15 protein-coding genes are annotated in these 18,235 nt (G+C 66.4%); 10 read left to right on the forward strand and 5 right to left on the reverse strand.

The genetic code is table 11. From position 1 onward, the window contains the following. Nucleotides 1-48: 48 nt before the first annotated feature. Nucleotides 49-714 (reverse strand): response regulator, encoded by a 666-nt coding sequence (locus DFLDMN_RS21110; protein ID WP_423199820.1) that lies wholly within the window; start codon nucleotides 712-714, stop codon nucleotides 49-51. A 396-nt stretch (nucleotides 715-1,110) separates the two neighbouring features. Then, the gene (locus DFLDMN_RS21115; RefSeq protein WP_423199821.1) at nucleotides 1,111-2,073 is read right to left on the reverse strand and encodes a LysR substrate-binding domain-containing protein; all 963 of its coding nucleotides are present in this window, start codon (nucleotides 2,071-2,073) and stop codon (nucleotides 1,111-1,113) included. 1,046 nt (nucleotides 2,074-3,119) lie between these two features. Between DFLDMN_RS21115 and DFLDMN_RS21120 the strand changes: the two genes are divergently transcribed. The 5 genes from DFLDMN_RS21120 (at nucleotide 3,120) to DFLDMN_RS21140 (ending at nucleotide 7,514) form a co-directional block, all read left to right on the forward strand. After that, on the forward strand, nucleotides 3,120-3,407 hold the full coding sequence (locus DFLDMN_RS21120) for a transposase (RefSeq protein WP_423199822.1): 288 nt from the start codon (nucleotides 3,120-3,122) through the stop codon (nucleotides 3,405-3,407). Between the two features lie 117 nt (nucleotides 3,408-3,524). Beyond that, nucleotides 3,525-3,833: a hypothetical protein gene (locus DFLDMN_RS21125; RefSeq protein WP_423200527.1), complete on the forward strand. Its 309-nt coding sequence runs from the start codon at nucleotides 3,525-3,527 to the stop codon at nucleotides 3,831-3,833. Between the two features lie 89 nt (nucleotides 3,834-3,922). Continuing rightward, complete coding sequence (locus tag DFLDMN_RS21130; protein WP_423199823.1) at nucleotides 3,923-5,350, forward strand: DUF3300 domain-containing protein; 1,428 nt, start codon at nucleotides 3,923-3,925, stop codon at nucleotides 5,348-5,350. Nucleotides 5,351-5,352: 2 nt separating this feature from the next. Continuing rightward, nucleotides 5,353-6,195 (forward strand): DUF2950 family protein, encoded by an 843-nt coding sequence (locus DFLDMN_RS21135; RefSeq protein WP_423199824.1) that lies wholly within the window; start codon nucleotides 5,353-5,355, stop codon nucleotides 6,193-6,195. Nucleotides 6,196-6,377: 182 nt separating this feature from the next. Beyond that, entirely contained in the window at nucleotides 6,378-7,514 is a 1,137-nt protein-coding gene (locus DFLDMN_RS21140) for an alpha/beta hydrolase family esterase (protein WP_423199825.1), read from the forward strand. 127 nt (nucleotides 7,515-7,641) lie between these two features. Here DFLDMN_RS21140 and DFLDMN_RS21145 read toward each other — a convergent pair whose 3' ends face one another. Then, a complete protein-coding gene (locus DFLDMN_RS21145) occupies nucleotides 7,642-8,946 on the reverse strand; it encodes an MFS transporter (RefSeq protein WP_423199826.1) in 1,305 nt (434 codons plus the stop codon). Nucleotides 8,947-9,282: 336 nt separating this feature from the next. On the opposite strand from DFLDMN_RS21145, the gene DFLDMN_RS21150 reads away from it, so the two are divergent. Beyond that, entirely contained in the window at nucleotides 9,283-13,440 is a 4,158-nt protein-coding gene (locus tag DFLDMN_RS21150; protein WP_423199827.1) for a DUF748 domain-containing protein, read from the forward strand. Nucleotides 13,441-13,515: 75 nt separating this feature from the next. Further along, nucleotides 13,516-13,701 (forward strand): rubredoxin, encoded by a 186-nt coding sequence (locus DFLDMN_RS21155; RefSeq protein WP_423199828.1) that lies wholly within the window; start codon nucleotides 13,516-13,518, stop codon nucleotides 13,699-13,701. 71 nt (nucleotides 13,702-13,772) lie between these two features. Here the strand turns inward: DFLDMN_RS21155 and DFLDMN_RS21160 are convergent, their stop codons facing one another. Together DFLDMN_RS21160 and DFLDMN_RS21165 are read right to left on the reverse strand one after the other, a co-directional pair. Next, the gene (locus DFLDMN_RS21160; protein WP_423199829.1) at nucleotides 13,773-13,943 is read right to left on the reverse strand and encodes a hypothetical protein; all 171 of its coding nucleotides are present in this window, start codon (nucleotides 13,941-13,943) and stop codon (nucleotides 13,773-13,775) included. Nucleotides 13,944-13,990: 47 nt separating this feature from the next. Continuing rightward, nucleotides 13,991-14,173, reverse strand: coding sequence for a hypothetical protein (locus tag DFLDMN_RS21165; RefSeq protein WP_423199830.1), 183 nt, complete (start codon nucleotides 14,171-14,173; stop codon nucleotides 13,991-13,993). A 216-nt stretch (nucleotides 14,174-14,389) separates the two neighbouring features. Here DFLDMN_RS21165 and DFLDMN_RS21170 point away from each other — a divergent pair, with 216 nt between their 5' ends. The 3 genes from DFLDMN_RS21170 to ctaD all read left to right on the forward strand — a co-directional run bounded on the left by DFLDMN_RS21170 (nucleotide 14,390) and on the right by ctaD (nucleotide 18,206). Beyond that, nucleotides 14,390-14,893 (forward strand): hypothetical protein, encoded by a 504-nt coding sequence (locus DFLDMN_RS21170; protein ID WP_423199831.1) that lies wholly within the window; start codon nucleotides 14,390-14,392, stop codon nucleotides 14,891-14,893. Between the two features lie 314 nt (nucleotides 14,894-15,207). Next, the gene (locus tag DFLDMN_RS21175) at nucleotides 15,208-16,392 is read left to right on the forward strand and encodes a c-type cytochrome (RefSeq protein WP_423199832.1); all 1,185 of its coding nucleotides are present in this window, start codon (nucleotides 15,208-15,210) and stop codon (nucleotides 16,390-16,392) included. Nucleotides 16,393-16,448: 56 nt separating this feature from the next. Further along, nucleotides 16,449-18,206 carry a cytochrome c oxidase subunit I gene (gene ctaD / locus DFLDMN_RS21180; RefSeq protein WP_423199833.1) on the forward strand — a complete coding sequence of 586 codons (1,758 nt, stop codon included), beginning with the start codon at nucleotides 16,449-16,451 and terminating at the stop codon, nucleotides 18,204-18,206. Nucleotides 18,207-18,235: the final 29 nt, after the last annotated feature.

Below are 18,235 nucleotides of genomic sequence, written 5' to 3' on the forward strand. Positions count from 1 at the left end.
CCAGGGTCAGGGGGGAACCGGCAATGCCGTCATGACATCGCGCTCCGGTCATTGCCCGCGCGGCAACACCATACCCTGCAACGCCGCGCATTCGAACAGCTCGCGGTCGTTGCTGACGCCGAGCTTGCTCATGGCGCAGTTCTTCTGCCGGCTGATGGTCTTGACGCTGCGGCACAGCGTGCTGGCGATCTCGGTCACGGTGCGTCCCGTCAGATACAGGCGCAGGACCTCCATTTCGCGCGTGGACAACCGCTGGATGCCGTTCAGGCCGTACGGCAGCATCGTGCGCAGGTCGGTCGGCGCCAGCGCGCGCAAGGCCGACTTGCCGATATAGGTAAAGCCGCGCTGCGCCCGCGCGATGGCGATGACCACCTCCGACAGCGGGCAGTCCTTGAGCAGCAACCCGTGCACGCGCGCGTCGAGGATGGCGCGCAGCACCAGCGGATTGGTGATCATGGTCAGCACGACGATGGCCACGGTGGGATGCCGTCGTCGCAACGCCATGAGCAGGCGCGCACCGTCGAGCGCGGCGGGCCCCGGCATGTGGTAGTCGGTGACGACCACGTCCGGCACCAGCAGGTCGACCTGATGCTGCAGGTCGGTGGCGCTGTTGACCTCCCCGCATACCTCCCAGCCAGTCTGCGTCTGCAGCCTGGCGCTGATCGCCGCCGTGATGACGGGGTGGTCATCGGCCAGCAATATCCTCAATGACATCCGGGTGGCTCCTCTACGCGTTCTTCCGGCGCGATGCCCGCGAGCGTTAAAAAAGCGCGCCGCACGACCGGGGGGGACGCGCGGCGCCAACGTCGCAACAACTGCGCGCATGCGCGTGCCCGCCACTAAACGGGAGACAGTACGGAGCACGGCAGTGCCCGGCGAGAATACTGCTGGGTCTTTGTCATGGGAGTGAGACGATTCGCAAAATGCATGCCAATTTTTGGCATTACGTGCTGGGAATGAGAATGAGGGCGCGTGGGGGCACGCTGGAAGGAAGAGGCGGTGCCGCAGTCCGCGGCGATCAGGGAGGCAGCGCGCGAGCCAGGGAGGGCGCACGGCGTGAAGCAGGGGAAAATCGGCGGCGGCGAACGCCGAAGCGAGCGCCGCCGCGCGTCAGGCCGCCACGCGCGGGCTTTCGGCCTGGTTGCCGGACCGCGCGTGGCGGCGGTTGTCGATGGCTCTGAGGGGATCGCGCAGGACGGCCGCGCCAACGTCCATCACGTCGCGCATGGCGGCGCGGTCCGGCGTGTGCTCGGGCATCCAGAAATGCAGCGCGGCCCAGCCCGGGAAGTTCGCCGGCGGTGCCAGCAGGCGCGTCTTGCGGTCGCGCGTGACCAGCGGCACGTTGAAGTCGAGCACCGGGCAGACGCCACCGGTCGCATGCAGCAGGGTGATCTGCGTATGCCACGACGGGACCACGGTTTCACGATGCCCGGGCGTATTCGCCTGGCGGGCAAGGAAGGTGCGCAGCGGACTGCCGGCTTCGCAGTCTTCCTGCAGCAGGATCCAGTCGCTCTCGGCATCGTCATTGCCATCCGCGCGGGATGCGCTCACCAGCCGCCGCGGCGTGGCCAGCAAGCTATGCGGGATCACGCCCTCGGGAATCTGCGTGCCATCGACGACGAACGCACAGTCGAGTTCGCCTGACTCGAGCCGGCTCACCAGCGTGGCATCGGCGATCACCGGGCGCGTGATAAAGCTGTCGCGCGGAAACTGCTCGCATAACGTGGTGATGATCTCGGTAATCACCGGATCGCCAATCGACGAAGAAAACCCGATCGAGATGCGCCGGCCCTGGCCATGCCGCTGTGCGGCAGGATCATGCGGTCGCACCAGCTGATTCCATTTTGCAAGAATCTGCCGCGCGGTGTGCTCTAGCCGTAGCGCGTGCGGGGTGGGTTCAAGCGTGCCGTTGCGCTTGACGAACAGCGCATCGCCGGTGATTTCCCGCAATCGCGCCAGGCCATAGGCCACGGTGGGCACACGGCCCTGGATGCAGGCTGCGACCGCATTGAGGTCGCGATACTCCATCAGGAGGACGAAGACGTGCAATAGCTTGGTGCTGACGTGCCGCATGCTGGCTTCTCCCGGTCCATGGTTGTTGTTTCCTGTTGTTATGGTTATGGGGGCAACATGAGCGAATCGAACGAACATGCATGCGGAGGACCGCGGGCAGGAAGTATCGAATCGCGCCTCAAAAATCGAAGCGTCGTTTGTCTGAGGGCACGGAACGGAAACGTCGGGATTCGTCCGGGCTAATTCAGAAGACAAAAAGATTCACACCTGCCGCAACGCCACCTGTCGAAGGGCCTTGCGGCCGCTGAACGGGGCGATGCGGGCGGGCAGACGCTGCACTGTCTTCAGGCCCGGGACGCGTGCGACATACCGCCGCCGCACGCTGCCTTTCCGGGATAAAAATCCGCATCATTCGCATCAATGACATACCGCTTCAACGCGTGTCGCCGATGCCTGCAAATTCGTATCCTTGAAGGCGCTTGTAAATTTAGTTGATGCCGAGGCATCTTAATACAATCTTTTGAAACTTACTAGGAAGGCGGCGTGATTTATCACAATTGAAACACTTGGAAAGGCTGCTTTGTTTGGACATGATGACATTGCTGCAACCCAATAGACATGCGCGTTTCCAGACTGGGCAGCGATTTTTGAAGCGCCGCCTGTACGATTTTGTGACATACCGATGGTGCCTTAACAGATTGCGCAAACAGAGGATGGAATCTTAATTTTTCCAATTTGGTTGGCAAAATTTGATCATCGGTCCCGGTCATCGATGTGGGCACGCGATACCCGCGGCAATGCCGGCCGCCGAAGCCGCTCACAGGTCGCTCGCAGATCGCTCGCAGGTCGCTCGCAGATCGCTCGCAGGTCGCTCGTGGGACGCTCGCAGGACGGCCGCGATGCCCCGTCGGTCATGCGTTCTCTGCGTTCGACGATGCCGGTCCCGCGCGGACGGACGGGCGCACCGACGCGGCGACCACCCCATCAAATTGCTTAACTCGGCGCGCGAAGACACTGAATTGCTTTTCGCGCGTGCGTTGGATTAACGTACCGCAAGGCAGGATGCGAGTCCGGTCTAATCAGCCGTGGGCGAGCGGAGGCGATGCGTGAACAGACGTTATTCCGAAGAGCAGATCCGCATGTATCTGGCCGAGGCCGCCAACGGCGTGCCGGTGCGGGAGCTGTGCGCGCGCTATGGCTTCAGCGATGCTTCGTTCTATGGCTGGCGCGCGCGCTATGGCCTGCCCGGGCAGGCCGACGCGCCGGATAACCGCAAATTGCGCCAGCTCGAGGAAGAGAACGCGCGACTCAAGAGTATGCTCGCGGACGCGTTGCTCAAGCTGGAACTGCTGCGCAACCGGGGCGGCCGCAATGGTAATAACAAGAATTCCTAGCGGCCCGCGATCGTGAACCGACGGCGCCGCGCGCCGTATCTGGAGTTTGACTTGAGGAAGATGTTCAAAGCGGGGGCAAGGGGAATGGCAGGCGCCATGCTGGCTGGTGCGCTGACGATGACCAATGGCTGGGCGGCCGAGCTCGAGCCGCCGCCGCCGGCAAATCTGCCGCCGCCGCCACGCATGCTGGACCCGGCTACGGCGACGGTGGAAGGCGAGGCGGGCACGCTGCCGGCCTCGCAACGGCAGCATTGCCTGCAACTGCTCGACCGGATCAATGCCCTGCCGGCCGGGCCGCAATGGTCGCAGGGCAGCGGCCAGGTGACCACGGCCGACGGACGTCAATACAGCACGCTCGAACGCGCGCCGGAGCGCAAGCGCCTTGAAGAGGCTTATCGACAGGAGTGTGCACAGGAAAAGAGATAGCCGTTGCGCGGTGGCCGCCGATGGTGCCGCGTGATCCCATCATGCCGCGAGTCGCCGGAGCGTACGGCGCCTGCACCCGGAGAGTTCAGATGTACCGCTTGCGATATTTCCTCGTATGGTGGGTCGGGCTCGTGCTGTTGGCCACGTCGCCGTGGGCGGCGGCACAGGCCCGCCTCGACAAGGCCCAGCTCGACCAGTTGCTCGCGCCGGTGGCGCTCTATCCGGACGCGCTGCTGTCGCAGGTGTTGATGGCGTCGACCTATCCGGCCGATGTGGCCGCGGCCGCGCAATGGTCGAAGGCGAACCCTGGCCTGTCCGGCGATGCCGCCACCAAGGCGGTGCAGGGCCAGTCATGGGATCCGAGCGTGCAGTCGCTCGTGGCCTTTCCGTCGGTCATGGACATGATGGGGCGAGAGCCCACGTGGGTGCAGTCCATGGGCGATGCGTTCCTGGCCCAGCCTGACGACGTCATGGACGCCGTGCAGCGCCTGCGCGTGCAGGCGCAGAAGGCGGGCTCGCTCAAGAGCAATGCGCAGCAGAAGGTGGTAACCCAGCAAAGCGGCGGCACGACCATCGTGCAGATCGAACCCGCCACGCCCCAGGTGGTTTATGTGCCGACTTACAACCCAACTGTCGTCTACGGCGCCTGGCCGTATCCGGCTTATCCGCCGGCGTACTATCCGCCCCCGCCGGGGTCGGTGTTCGCCACCTCGCTGGTGGCGGGGATCGGCTTCGGGCTTGGCGTGGCCGCGGTCAATTCGCTGTGGGGCGGCTTCAACTGGGGTTCGCACGACGTCAATATCAACGTCAACCGCTACAACAACATCAACGTCAACCAGCGCCTTGACGTCAATCGTGCCAACGTGAACTGGCAGCACAATCCCGCCAACCGCGGCAGCGTGCCGTACGCCAATCCGAATGTTGCCAACCGTTTCGATGCGCAACGCCAGCAGGGCCTGGCCAACCGTGCGACGGCCATGCAAACCGCCGGCACGCCACGGCCGGGTCAGGGTGGCGCGGGCCAGCAGCAGGTGGGCAGTGCACGCCTGGGTGCGGGTGGCGGTGGCGTGCAGGCCCAGTCGGGGTCGCGCGAGGCCGCGCGCGAGCGGGCTGCGCAATCGTTCCAGGGGCATACCGGGCAGTCGATTGCAGGCCATGGCGGCGGCGCGGCGAATCCGCGTCCGGCCGGTCAGGATCGGCAGCGCGCGGATCATGCCGATGCGCGCAACCGCTCGCTCGATGCCAACCGCAGCAACGCGTTGCGCGACGCCGGCAATGGCGAGCGGGCACGGCAGCAATCGGCGCGCGGCGCTCAGGGCGAGGGGCTGCAGCGAACCAGCAGCTCGCTGGGCGGCGTGCAGGGCGGCATACAGGGCGGCATACAGGGCGGCGGCATACAAGGCGGCGGTCGCGCTGCGTCGCAGCGTCCCGCGGGCGGGGGAGGCGAGCGCCAGGGCGGGGGTGGATTCGAGCGGCCGGCCGGTGGCGGCGGTCACATGGGTCACGGGCGGAGATAGTCATGCGGGTTTCTCTTTTCATGGTCGCGCGCGCGCTGCTGGCGGCCGCCATGCTGACCGTCGTCGGGCCGACGCACGCGCAGCAGGCCTATGCCACGCCGGAGGCCGCGGCGGAAGCGCTGGGCGATGCGGTGGCGCGCAGTGACACCGATGCGCTGCGACGCGTGCTGGGCCCACGCTATCAGCTGCTGTTGCCGCCGGAAGGCATTACGCAGGACGATATCTACGATTTCCTGGCCGCGTGGCATGCCCACCATGCCGTGGAGCCGGTGACGGACAGCGTGACGAGCGTGGCGGTAGGCGATTCCGGCTGGACCTTCCCGGCGCCGCTGGTCCGGCAGGCCACGGGGTGGCGCTTCGACATCGACGCCGGCCGGCGGGAGGTGCGCAACCGCCGCATCGGCCGCAACGAACTGGTCGCCATGGACACGCTGCTGCAGCTCTCCGATGCCCAGCAGCGGTATGCCGATCGGATGGGCGAGGGGCGTTATGCCAAACGGATCGTGAGCACGCGCGGCCGCACCGATGGGCTGTACTGGCCGGCCGATCGCGAGGCCGATGCGAGCCCGCTCGGCGCCGACGCGTTAATGATGGGCCCCGACACGCCACCGGCCGAGGCGTACTACGGCTACCGCTTCCGCGTGTTGCCCCCCGGCGCCGGTACCGGAGCGCGCTTTGCGTTTGTGGCGTGGCCGGCACGCTATGGCGATACCGGCGTAAAGACCTTCCTGATCGACTCCGACCGCAATTTTTACGAGCGCGATCTCGGTCCTTCCACCGCCTCCCGCGCCGCGGCGCTGCGCCACTTCTCCCCCGAGGGGTGGCAGCGCGTGGCGGATCGATAGGGGGGCGGCGTCTTCGCGTTCACACGCCGCGTGACAGGTATGTGGCCCGCTGCCATCCGGCGCGGGCTTTTTTTAATGTTGTGTGATGCATACAATGCGCCGGGCCGTGACGGTGCCTTGTGGTATGCTGCATCGCACAAAGATAGGAGGAGATCCGTTCGCAGAAGAGCAGGAGTCTCAATATGGCCAAAAGCCTGTCCCCGGCCTGGGAAACGCAATGGCGTCAGATCAGCCTTGCGCAGCACCGGGCCGCAAAGCAGATGAAGTCCTGGCTGGGACGTTTCGACGCCTTCCAGCCCACCGCGCCGCTGCGGCCTGTGCCGCCCGCCGGCGACCGCGCCCCGGCCGCGCTGCCCGGGCAATGGGAATCGCACCGCCTCGGGCTGGCACCGCTGCCCGGGGAGCTGGTGCCGCAGCTTTCCTATCGTCTCTATATTCCTTCCCGCGCACTCTCGCGCCTGCATGGTCCGATGCCGGTGGTGGTCATGCTCCACGGCTGTCGGCAGACCCCCGAGGAACTGGCGGATGGCACGCGCATGAATGCGCTGGCCGAACGCGAGGGCTTTATGGTGGCCTATCCGCAGCAGCCGCTGCGCCGTTCGGTGCAGCGTTGCTGGCAATGGTTCGACCTCGGCCCCGAGGACGGCGGCCGCGAGGCGCAGGCGGTGGCCGCGCTGATCGACGAGCTGGCGGCCCGGCCGGATGTGCGGGCCGGTGAGATCTACCTGGCCGGCCTGTCTGCGGGCGCGGCCATGGCGGCCGTGGTCGCCCTGCGCTATCCGGAAAAAGTGGCCGCCGTCGGCCTGCATTCGGGCGTGGTGATCGGCGCCGCCAACACGCCGCGCGCGGGACTGCGCGCGATGGAGCATGGCTCGGCGACGGCGCCGCGGGAATTGCTGGAAGCTGCCGGCGCCAGGCCGGACGGACCCGAGATGCCCGTCATCGTGGTGCATGGGCTGGCGGACGACGCCGTGCACCCGGTCAACGGCCGCCTGCTGGCGCGGCAATTCCTTGCCTACAACCGACTGAGCGACCGGATTGCCGTGAGCATGCCGCCGAAGACCTCGCCGGTGGCGACCGCGATGGACGCCGACGACGTGGCGATCACCGCGGAGGCAGCCAACGAGGCCAGCATACCGCCCGGCGATTTTCGCGAGGCGCGCTTTGGCCGGTGGAACCGGGATCTGGTAAAGCTGGTGGAAGTCGCGGGCCTGGGCCACGCATGGAGCGGCGGCGATGGCCGGATTCGCTATCACAGCGAAACGGGCCCGGACGCGAGCGCGATGATGTGGGAGTTTTTCCGCCACCACCGGCGCTAGCCGGCGGAGCCGGGGGCACGCGGCGCGGCTACCCGGCCGTGCCATCGCATGCGGATGGACGGCCGTGGAGGCCAACCGGGGGTCGGTCGGCCGGCGCCAGTCAGTAGCCGCGGGCGGCCGCCGCGGGTCAGGCCCGTTGCTTGACGAACAAGGCCGTGACGACGCCCATCAGGCAGATCGCCACCACGTAGTGGGCCGGCGCCAGCGGGTTGGTCTTGAGCATCAGCGTCACGATCATCGGGGTCAGCCCGCCGAAAATCGCGTAAGCGACGTTATACGAGAACGACAGCCCCGAGAACCGGACCTGAGCCGGGAATGCGTTGACCAGCACGTACGGCACGGCACCGATCGAGCCGACCATGAAGCCCGCCAGCGCGTACATCGGCACCAGCAGTTCGCGATGCGTGCCGACCGTCGTGTAGAACAGGTACGCGGTGCCGGCCAGCAGCAGGCCGCCGCAGAAAAGGGTACGGCGCGGACCGAAGCGGTCGGCGAGGATACCCGCCACCACGCAGCCGACGGAGAGCGCCAGCGTGGCGGCGCTGTTGGCCACCAGTGCGGTGCGGCCGTCGAAGCCATAGATCTTCTGCAGGAAGGTCGGTGTCATCAGGATCACCACCACGATGCCGGCCGACAGCATCCACGTCAGCAGCATCGACACCACCACCGCGCCGCGATGGTCGCGTACCACCGACTTCAGCGGCATTTCGGCGGCCAGCGCCTTGCGCTGCTGGAGTTCGGCGAACACCGGGGTCTCGTGCAGCCACTGGCGCAGGTACATCGAGCCGATACCGAACACGCCGCCCAGCAGAAACGGCACGCGCCAGGCCCAGTCGGCCAGTTCCGTCGGCGTGAACACCGAGTTGATGCCCGTTGCCACCAGCGAACCCAGCAGGATGCCGGCCGTCAGGCCCGCGGTCAGCGTGCCGCAGGCATAGCCGACGTGACGGTGTGGCACGTGCTCGGAGACGAACACCCAGGCGCCCGGCACCTCGCCACCCACGGCTGCGCCCTGCAGCACGCGCAGCAGCAGCAGCGCGAGCGGGGCGAGCAGGCCGATGGTGTGATACGTCGGCAGCAGGCCCATGGCCAGCGTGGGCACCGACATCAGCAGGATGGAGAGCGTGAACATCTTCTTGCGGCCGAGCAGGTCGCCGAAGTGCGCCATGATGATGCCGCCGAGCGGCCGGGCAAGGTAGCCGGCCGCGAAGATGCCGAAGGTCTGGAACTGGCGGAGCCACTCGGGCATCGAGGGCGGGAAGAACAGCTGGCCGATGACCGTGGCGAAGAAAACGAAGATGATGAAATCGTAGAACTCGAGCGCACCGCCGAGGGCGGCCAGCGCGAGCGTCTTGAAATCCTGCCCGGTCAACGGGCGTGCGGCCTGGCCGCGCGCGCCCAAGGCCCCGACAGTGCTGCTGGAGGTGGACATGAAAAAACTCGCAGGGAAGAACTCACAGGCGAAGCGCGCAACACGGATGACGTGGAAAGCGGGGGGCACGGGGATGACGCGCGGAAAGCAAACTCGGTGTGGCGGGGTGGGCCAGGGGTTTGCGGATGACACTTCGCAAAAGGCGTAACGATACCAGAACGGCCCCCCGCAACTTTTATTTACGCCCCAATGTTTGGATTTGTCGCTTTGCCTTGCCATAATGCGTTGCCATAATGTTTAAAAGTGAAATCCCGGGCACACTGGCACGAGAGGTTTCCAGCCGGCATGGCAACCAGCCGGCACGCATATCGGCGGGGTCACATCTTCTGGGTAGACATGGCATTCAAGGAATCCATCGAGGCCGCCACGGGTGTGGCGACGGCCACGCCGCGCCGGCGTCTGGCGTTACGTGTGGTGGGCGGGATCTTGGTCGCGCTGGCGGTATTCGGGCTGGCCGGCTATTTTGGCGGACCGCCGCTGATCAAATACCTGGTGGAAAAGCAGGCGACCGAGGCGCTCGGGCGCAAGGTCACCCTGGGCGCGGCCCATGTCAGGCCCTTCGAGCTTGCCGCCACGCTCGACCAGCTGACCATCTACGAGCCGGACGGCAAGACGCCGATGGTCACGCTGGGCAAGGTCGAAGCCGATACCTCGCTGGCCTCCGTCTGGCATCTGGCGCCCGTGGTCGACCGGCTTCATGTCGACGCACTGTCCGTGCATGTGGTGCGCGACGCCCAGGGCCGCATGAACTTTGCCGATGTGCAGCAGCGCTTTGCCGCGCAGCCGCCCAAACCGGCGGACAGCAAGCCGGCCCGTTTCTCCGTCAGCAATATCGCGGTGACCAATTCGACGTTGGTTTATGAGGACAAGCCGCGCGATACGGTGCAGCGGATCGACAACTTTACGCTGACGCTGCCGTTTCTCTCCAACTTGCCCCACGACGTTGCCATCAATACGCGGCCGACGCTGTTTGCCAGGATCAATGGCACGCCGCTCTCGCTGGCGGGGACCACGCAGCCGTTTGCGGAAACGCGCGAGACGCAGCTCAACGTCAATCTCGACGGGCTGGAGCTGCCGCACTACATGGCCTTTGCGCCGCGGCTGAAGGATGCCGAGGTCAAGGGTGGCCTGGTCGATACGCGGCTGGCGGTGGGTTTCCGGCAGGACAAGGACAAGCAGGACCTGACCGTGTCCGGCACCATCGTGCTGCGCGATGCCGATATCGTGACCCATGGCGGCGCGCCGCTCGTCAAGGCGAGCCGGCTTGCGGTCGACCTCGACCGCGTCGAGCCGCTCGCGCATCGCGCCACCGTGCGCAGCGTCGACCTGGAAGGGCTGGTGCTGCAGGCCGTGCGGCGGGGGGATGGGTCGCTGAACCTGGCCACGGCGTTCCTGCCGGAGGGGACCCCGGCGCCGGCAGCGCCGGCGGCCACGACCGCGGCCACCGCCGCCGTGGCTTCCGGTGCCTCGGCAGCGCAAGTCGCGCCGGCGGCTTCGGCTCCGGCGGCTTCGGCAGCCGCGCCCGCTTCCGCGCCGGCAGCGGGGGCCCCCGCTGCCCCCGCCACGGGCGAGGTGCCGTGGAGTTACGCCGTCAATCGCATTGCGCTCAAGGATGCGAAGCTCGGCTTCCAGGACGAACTGGCGCCATCGGGTCCGGGCAAGCTCGAGATCGGGCCGGTCAATGTCGACATCGCCGACCTCGCAAGTACCGGCGACAAGCCTGCCCGGCTCGACGCCAAGGTCACCATCGCCAACGGGCAGACGCTCGAACATACCGGCACCCTCGGCCTCAGCCAGGGCACGCTGGCCGGTACGCTGAAGACCGTCGGCCTGCGGCCCCAGGGCTTTGCCGCCTGGTGGCCGCGCGCACTGCAGAGCCAGTTTGGCGACACCGGCATCAATGCCGAGTTGCATTACACGATGGCATGGAAGCAGCCGACGTTCCAGTTCGCGCTCCAGAAATCGCGGCTCGAGCTGTCGCCGGTGTACGTCGCTACACGCGATCCGATCACGCTGCCGGCCGTGCCTGCCGTTCAGGCCGGTGCGACCGAAGCGGCGCGGCAAGCCACCGAGCCCGAGGCGCCGGCGCGCGCGCAGCGCCGGCAGGCCCGCGGGGAGCGTGGTGTGGGGGGCAGGGCCGCCAATGGCACGCGCCGCGCTGCCGCCGTCGCGCAGCGTCGTGGGGCCGATCTGGAAGGCGCGAACCTGCCGCTGGTGCGTGCCGACAAGCTGGTGGTCGAGGACATCAATCTCGACCTGGCCCGGCAGACCTTTGACGCCAGTGCGGTGTCGCTGGTGCAGCCGCAGATCGCGGCCACGCGCGATCATCGCGGGCAACTGCTGGAAATGGCGCGCATCTGGGCCGTGCAGTCGGCGCAGGAGCAGGGCGCCACCGGTGCCGCGCGCGCCCCGGCGAAGCACGGTGGGGCGCATGGTGCGGCGAATGGTGCGGCGATCGGCAAGACGAACGGCAAGACGAATGGCACGCCGCCGGGCTGGAAGGTCCGCGTCGGCAAGATCGCCGTCGAGGGCGGCGCGGCGCGCCTGGCCGACTACGAGCCCGCGCCCGCCAACCGTGGCCGGCCCGTGATTCACCAGTATCGCAATATCGGCTTCACCAGCGGCGCCGTGACCTGGCCGCTGGCTTCGGCGCCGGTGCCGATCCGGCTGCATGCCGAGTCCGGTCGCCGTGGCGTGATCGGCGTGGAGGGCAACCTGCTGCCGGCCGCGCCCGGCGCGCAGGTGCAGCTCGATCTGCGCCAGCTCGATATGGCGCCGTTTCAGCCGTACCTGTCCGACCGCTTCAACGCGGCGCTGCGCAGCGGCACCGTGACCGTCAAGGGCAAGGTCAATTTCCTCGCGCCGGCCGGCAAGCCGATCGTGGCGCAGTTCACCGGCAATGCGGTGGCCGGCAATGTGCGCACCGTGGACCGCATCAGCGGCGACGACTTCCTGCGCTGGCGCACGCTGGCGGTGTCGGGCATCGACTTCGACATGGACGACAGCAAGGGCCCGCTGAAGGTGGGGATCAACAATGTGTCGCTGTCGGACTTCTATGCGCGCGTGATCCTTAACGCGAACGGCCGCCTCAACCTTCAGGATGTGATGGCGGGCGGTACCGCCCAGGGCCAGCCGGCACCGTCCACGAGCCTGACGCAGGCCAATCCCGCATCCGCGCCGGCGGCATCGGCATCGGTTCCGGCAGCGCCCGCTCAATCCGCTCAGACCAATCAGCCGGCTCAGGCGAGCAGGCCGGCCGGCCCGGCCCCGCAGATCCGGCTCGGTGGTGTGACCATCAACAAGGGCAATATCAATTTCTCCGACTTCTTCGTCCGGCCCAACTACTCGGCCAACCTGACCGATATGAAGGGCTCGATCTCGAAGGTGTCGTCGGGCGACCCCACTCCCGCCGACCTCGTATTGAACGGCCGGCTCGACGACGATGCGCCGGTCAGCATCAGCGGCAAGCTCAATCCGCTTGGCGAGCAGCTCTATCTCGATATCGCCGCCAAGGCCGCGGGGGTCGAGCTGACGCGGCTGACACCCTACGCCGCCAAGTACGCCGGCTATCCCATCACCAAGGGCAAGCTGACCGTCGACGTGGCCTACAAGATCGAGAACGGCAAGCTCGACGCGCGCAATCACCTCTATCTGGACCAGCTGACCTTCGGCGAGCGCGTCGACAGTCCCGACGCCACCAAGCTGCCGGTCCTGCTCGCGGTATCGCTGCTCAAGGACCGCAATGGCGTGATCGATGTGAACCTGCCGGTGTCGGGTTCGCTGTCCGACCCCGAGTTCAGCATCGGCGGTGTGATCGTGCGCGTGATCGTCAACCTGCTGACCAAGGCCATCACGTCACCGTTCTCGTTGATCGCTTCGGCCTTTGGCGGTGGTGGCGACGAGCTTGGCTATATCGAGTTTGCGCCCGGCAGCGCCACGCTCTCGCCGGCCGCGCGCGAGAAGGTGGCGACGGTCGCCAAGGCGCTCAACGACCGGCCCGCGCTGCGGCTGGAGATCAGCGGGCGTATCGATCCCGCCACCGATGCCGACGGCGCGCGCCGCGTGTGGCTGGACCAGCGTGTGGCGGAGCAGAAGGAGCGCGAGCTGCGCCGCAGCGCGCGCGCCGGTGGCCAGGCCGACGAGGGCGAAGGCGGCGAGCAGGGCGCGAAGGTCACGGTATCGCCGCAGGAATATCCGAAGTACCTCGAGGCGGTGTACCGGCGCGAGTCCTTCAAGAAGCCGCGCAACCTGATCGGCCTGACCAAGTCGCTGCCGACGGCGGAGATGGAAAAGCTGCTGCTCGAACATGCCCCCGTCACCGATGCCGAACTGCGCCAGCTGGCGGACCAGCGCGCGCTCGCCGTCAAGCAGGCACTGGAGCGCGAAGGCAAGGTACCCGATTCCAGGCTCTTCCTCACCGCCCCGAAGTTGACCGCGGAAGGCATCAAGGACAAGGGCGGGCCCAATCGCGTGGACTTCTCCATCCGGCAATAACGGCAGGACGCACGGGCCGCAACCGCTGGCGCGGTATCATGCGGCCCGTTTCCATTCGATTCCACGGAGAGCGTTTTGCAGCAGGAAGCCGTCGCCTACAAGACCTGGGTTTGCGTGATTTGCGGTTGGGTGTATGACGAGGAGCAGGGGTGGCCCGACGACGGCATTGCCCCGGGCACGCGTTGGGAGGAGATTCCCGCCGACTGGCGTTGCCCCGAGTGCGACGTCGGCAAGGAAGATTTCGCGATGATCGAGATCTGAGGCATCCCACCGTTCCGGGACGCCTGTTTCAAATGCTCTAACGTTCAGGCGCGTCGGCGCAGGTGGTGCAATCAGTGCCGCGCCTGCGGCCGCGGATGCACGCGCGCCCTGCCCAGATGCCTGCGCTGGCGCGCACAGCGCCGGTAGCGCATGCGGCATGGATGACTGCAGCGCCAGAATGCGGTCGCCACGGTAGCGACCAGCAGCACCGCCAGCAAGGCGGCGATCCAGTCGAGCGACATGCGGCCTCCTGCTCACGGAGCGGCCGCGCCTTTCGCGATGACGCCCGCTATATCAGTAGCGGCAATGCCTCGAGTACCAGTACGCCCAATACGAATCCGATGATCACGCCAGCGCAGCGGCAACTGACGCGCAGCGCCTTGGCGGCCACCGGAACCGCACCCATCGCCAGCAATCCGACGAGGGCCATGGGGACCAGGAATACAAGATCATGCGCCTGGAGGTGAAACATGGCGGTCTCCTGTCTTGCGTCTTGTACTTCCAGTATAGGCCGTGTGTGGCGAATACAAGGCGGGCCGACTCAGGGTTGTCCCTGAGCCGGCACACACGAGGTGCCTTGCACGATTCCTGAGGGCTGCGCGCTGTGGCATCGCCCCCGCATGCCGGCCCCTACGTGGCCCGCGTGTCCTATGCTGGACGCACCAGACATTGGAAGTCGGAGGCAGACATGGAACTTCACATGCATTCGCACCACTACGTGCGCCGCTTGCCGGACTGGCGCGCGGCCGCCGTTTCGGGACTGGCCGCGGGCGCATTCCTGATCGTGCTGGAGCTGTTCTGGGCCTCGATGCTTTCGGGCGTGAACCCGTGGGTGCCCACGCGCATGATCGCGGCGATCGTGATGGGGCAGGACGTGCTGCAGACCTCGTTGTTCAGCATCGGTACCGTTGCCACCGCACTCGTCATCCACTTCGTGCTCGGCGCGATACTCGGCATGGTGCTGGCCGCCATCATGGCGCCGTTTCAGCTCGACTCCAGCATCGGCATGGCGCTGCTGGCGGGGGCGGTATTCGGCATCCTGGTCTATGGCTTCAACTTCTTCGTGATGACACAGGCGTTTCCGTGGTTCATCGAGGCGCGCGGCTGGCATACGCTGCTTGGCCATCTGCTGTTCGGCATGGCAATCGGGCTGTGCTACTGGAAGCTCGAATCGCGCGACGTGGTGCATTGATATCGGCACCCGGTGCCCGCATCGATACCTGGACTGCTACCTGGACCGGTAGCGAAGCCGGTCAGCTTCTGACCGGATGAAAGTTTTGCCGCGTACCTTGCCACTACACGGGCGGTGTGCGGAACAGAGGCGGACAGCGGCGTTCTGGCTGTCCGCTTTTTTTGCCCGGTGCGCCCGGGCGTGGCGTTGCGCACCGCGGCAGATCCATTGCCCCGCATGTCGCCTTGCAGTGACGTGACGCGATGGACTAGTCTTATCTCACTTGCGTGATTCGCGCATCCCTCGCGGCGCCTGCCGTGCGGAGGAGGGTGGATATGGCGATCGCCATTGCGCTCGTGGTCCTTGTCGTCGCTTCGGTGCTCTTTCATTTCCTGAGCCCGTGGTGGGCGACCCCGCTGGCGTCCAACTGGAAACAGATGGACGACACGCTGACCATTACCCTCGTCATCACCGGCATCTTCTTCGTCGTCATCAACCTGTTCGTCGGCTATATCGTCTGGCGCTACCGCCACCGCGAAGGCCATCGCGCGCACTACGCGCCCGAGAATCGCCGGCTCGAGCTGGGACTGACCGCACTCACCACGGTGGGCATCATCGTACTGCTCGCGCCGGGGTTGTTCGTGTACGCCGACTATGTGCGACCGCCCAAGGAGGCGATGGTGATGGAAGTGGTGGGTCAGCAATGGCAATGGGCCTTCCGCTTTCCCGGCCCCGGTGGCGAGCTCGGCACCACCGATCCGCGCTTTGTCAGCGGCACCAATCCGCTCGGCCTGAATCCCGACGATCCCAACGGGCAGGACGACCTGATCGTGGTCGGGCCCGAGGTCCACCTGCCGCTCAACCGGCCGGTCAAGGTCCTGCTGCGATCGAAGGATGTGCTGCACGACTTCTATGTGCCACCGTTCCGCGCGCGCATGAACATGGTGCCCGGCATGGTGACCTCGTTCTGGTTCACGCCGACGCAGGTCGGCCGCTTCGACATCCTCTGCGCGCAGCTCTGTGGGGTGGGCCACTACAACATGCGCGGGCACGTGGTGGTGGACGAGCCGGCCGCGTTCGACGCCTGGCTGGCGAAGCAGTCGAGCTTTGTGATGACGCAGACGCGCGCGAGCGTGCCGGTCGCTGGTGTGGCAGGGGCTGCGGGCGCGGGCGGTGCCGCCGGCGCCGTTGGTGGGGTCGACCTTGTCGAGCAGGGCCGCGCGCTTGCGCAGAGCAAGGGCTGCGTCGGCTGCCACAGCATCGACGGCGCACCGGGTGTGGGGCCGACGTGGAAGGGGCTGTACGGCAAGACCGAGACCTTTGCCGATGGCACCACGGCGACCGTCGACGATGCCTTCATCAAGCGGGAGATCGAGGATCCGCACGCGCGGCTGGTCAGGGGCTTCGGACCGCTGATGCCAAAGATGCCGGTCACGGAAGCCGAGGTGGCGGCGTTGACCGCCTATATCCGCGCCCATGGCACCGGCGCCGCCGGCGCGCCCCAGGCCGGATCGAAATAGCGACCGTCGCGCCGGGTGCACCCCGGGTGCCATGGTCATGCAAGGGGGAGACACGCATGTCCTATGCCGATGATGCCGCTCACCACGGCCCGCAGGGTTTCTGGACCCGCTATGTCTGGAGCCAGGACCACAAGGTGATTGCCGTCCAGTACACGATCGTCGCCATCGTGGTGGGGCTGGTCGGCGTGGCGCTCTCCAACCTCATGCGCCTGCAGCTCGGTTTTCCAGGGCACTTTGCGTTCATCGACGCCAACCGCTATTACCAGTTCGTCACCATGCACGGCATGATCATGGTGATCTACCTGCTGACCGCACTGTTTCTCGGCGGGTTTGGCAACTACCTCATTCCGTTGATGGTGGGCGCGCGCGACATGGTGTTCCCGTTCCTCAACATGCTGAGCTTCTGGGTGTACCTGCTGTCGGTGGTCGTGCTGCTGGCGAGCTTCTTCGTGCCGGGCGGGCCCACCGGTGCTGGCTGGACGCTCTATCCGCCGCAGGCGATCCTGCCCGGTACGCCCGGCTACGACTGGGGCATCATCCTGATGCTGGTGTCGCTGCTGATCTTTATCGTCGCGGCGACCATGGGCGGCCTCAACTACGTGACGACCGTGCTGCAGGCCCGCACGGAAGGCATGACGCTGCTGCGCATGCCGCTGTCCGTATGGGGCATCTTCATGGCGACCATTCTTGCGCTGCTGGCGTTTCCGGCGCTGTTTGTCTCGGGCGTGATGATGCTGCTCGACAAGACGCTCGGCACGAGCTTCTTCATGCCGGCGATGGTGTCGATGGGGCAACAGCTCGACTACAAGGGCGGCAGCCCGCTGCTGTTCCAGCACCTGTTCTGGTTCTTCGGGCACCCCGAGGTCTATATCGTGGCGCTGCCCGCGTTCGGCATCGTGTCGGACCTCGTCAGCGTGCATTCGCGCAAGAGCATCTTTGGCTACCGCACCATGGTATGGGCAATTCTCGCCATCGGTCTGCTCTCGGTGGTGGTGTGGGCGCACCATATGTTCGTGAGCGGCATGAATCCGTACTTCGGCTTCTTCTTTGCCACCACCACGCTGATCATCGCCGTGCCCACCGCGATCAAGGTCTACAACTGGGTCATCACGCTCTGGCGCGGCGATATCCATTTCACCGTGCCGATGCTGTTTGCCATCGCCTTTATCAGCACGTTCGTGATCGGCGGCCTGACCGGGCTGTTCCTCGGCAACGTGAGCGTCGATATTCCGCTCTCCAATACGTACTTCGTGGTGGCGCACTTCCATATGGTGATGGGCGTGTCGCCGATCCTGGTGGTGTTTGGCGGTATCTACCACTGGTACCCCAAGGTGACCGGGCGCATGCTCGACGACACGCTCGGCCGCATTCACTTCTGGATCACGTTCGTCGGCACCTACGCCATCTTCTTTCCGATGCACTACCTGGGCATTCTCGGCATGCCGCGGCGCTATTACGCCTACGAGAACTACGCCTTCATCCCGGAGTCGGCGCATACGATGAACATGTACATCTCGATCGCCGCGTTCGTGGTGGCCGCCGCGCAACTGCTGTTCGTCTTCAACCTGGCGTGGAGTCTGCGGCGCGGCCGCGCGGCCGGTCCCAATCCATGGCGGGCCGCGTCGCTGGAATGGCAGACGCCGGATACGCCGCCCGTGCACGGCAACTGGGGCCCGCAGTTGCCGGTGGTCTATCGCTGGGCCTACGCCTACAGCGTGCCGGGCGCGAAGGAAGACTTTATCGCGCAGAACGCGCCGCCCGATGCCGGCGGGGCCGAACCTGAACCGCATGCCAGCCGGGGAGCCGTCGCATGAGTACCAACACGTCGAATGGAGCGGGCACG

The organism is Cupriavidus sp. H19C3 (assembly GCF_049393815.1).
In the GTDB taxonomy this organism is placed as follows: Bacteria; Pseudomonadota; Gammaproteobacteria; order Burkholderiales; family Burkholderiaceae; genus Cupriavidus.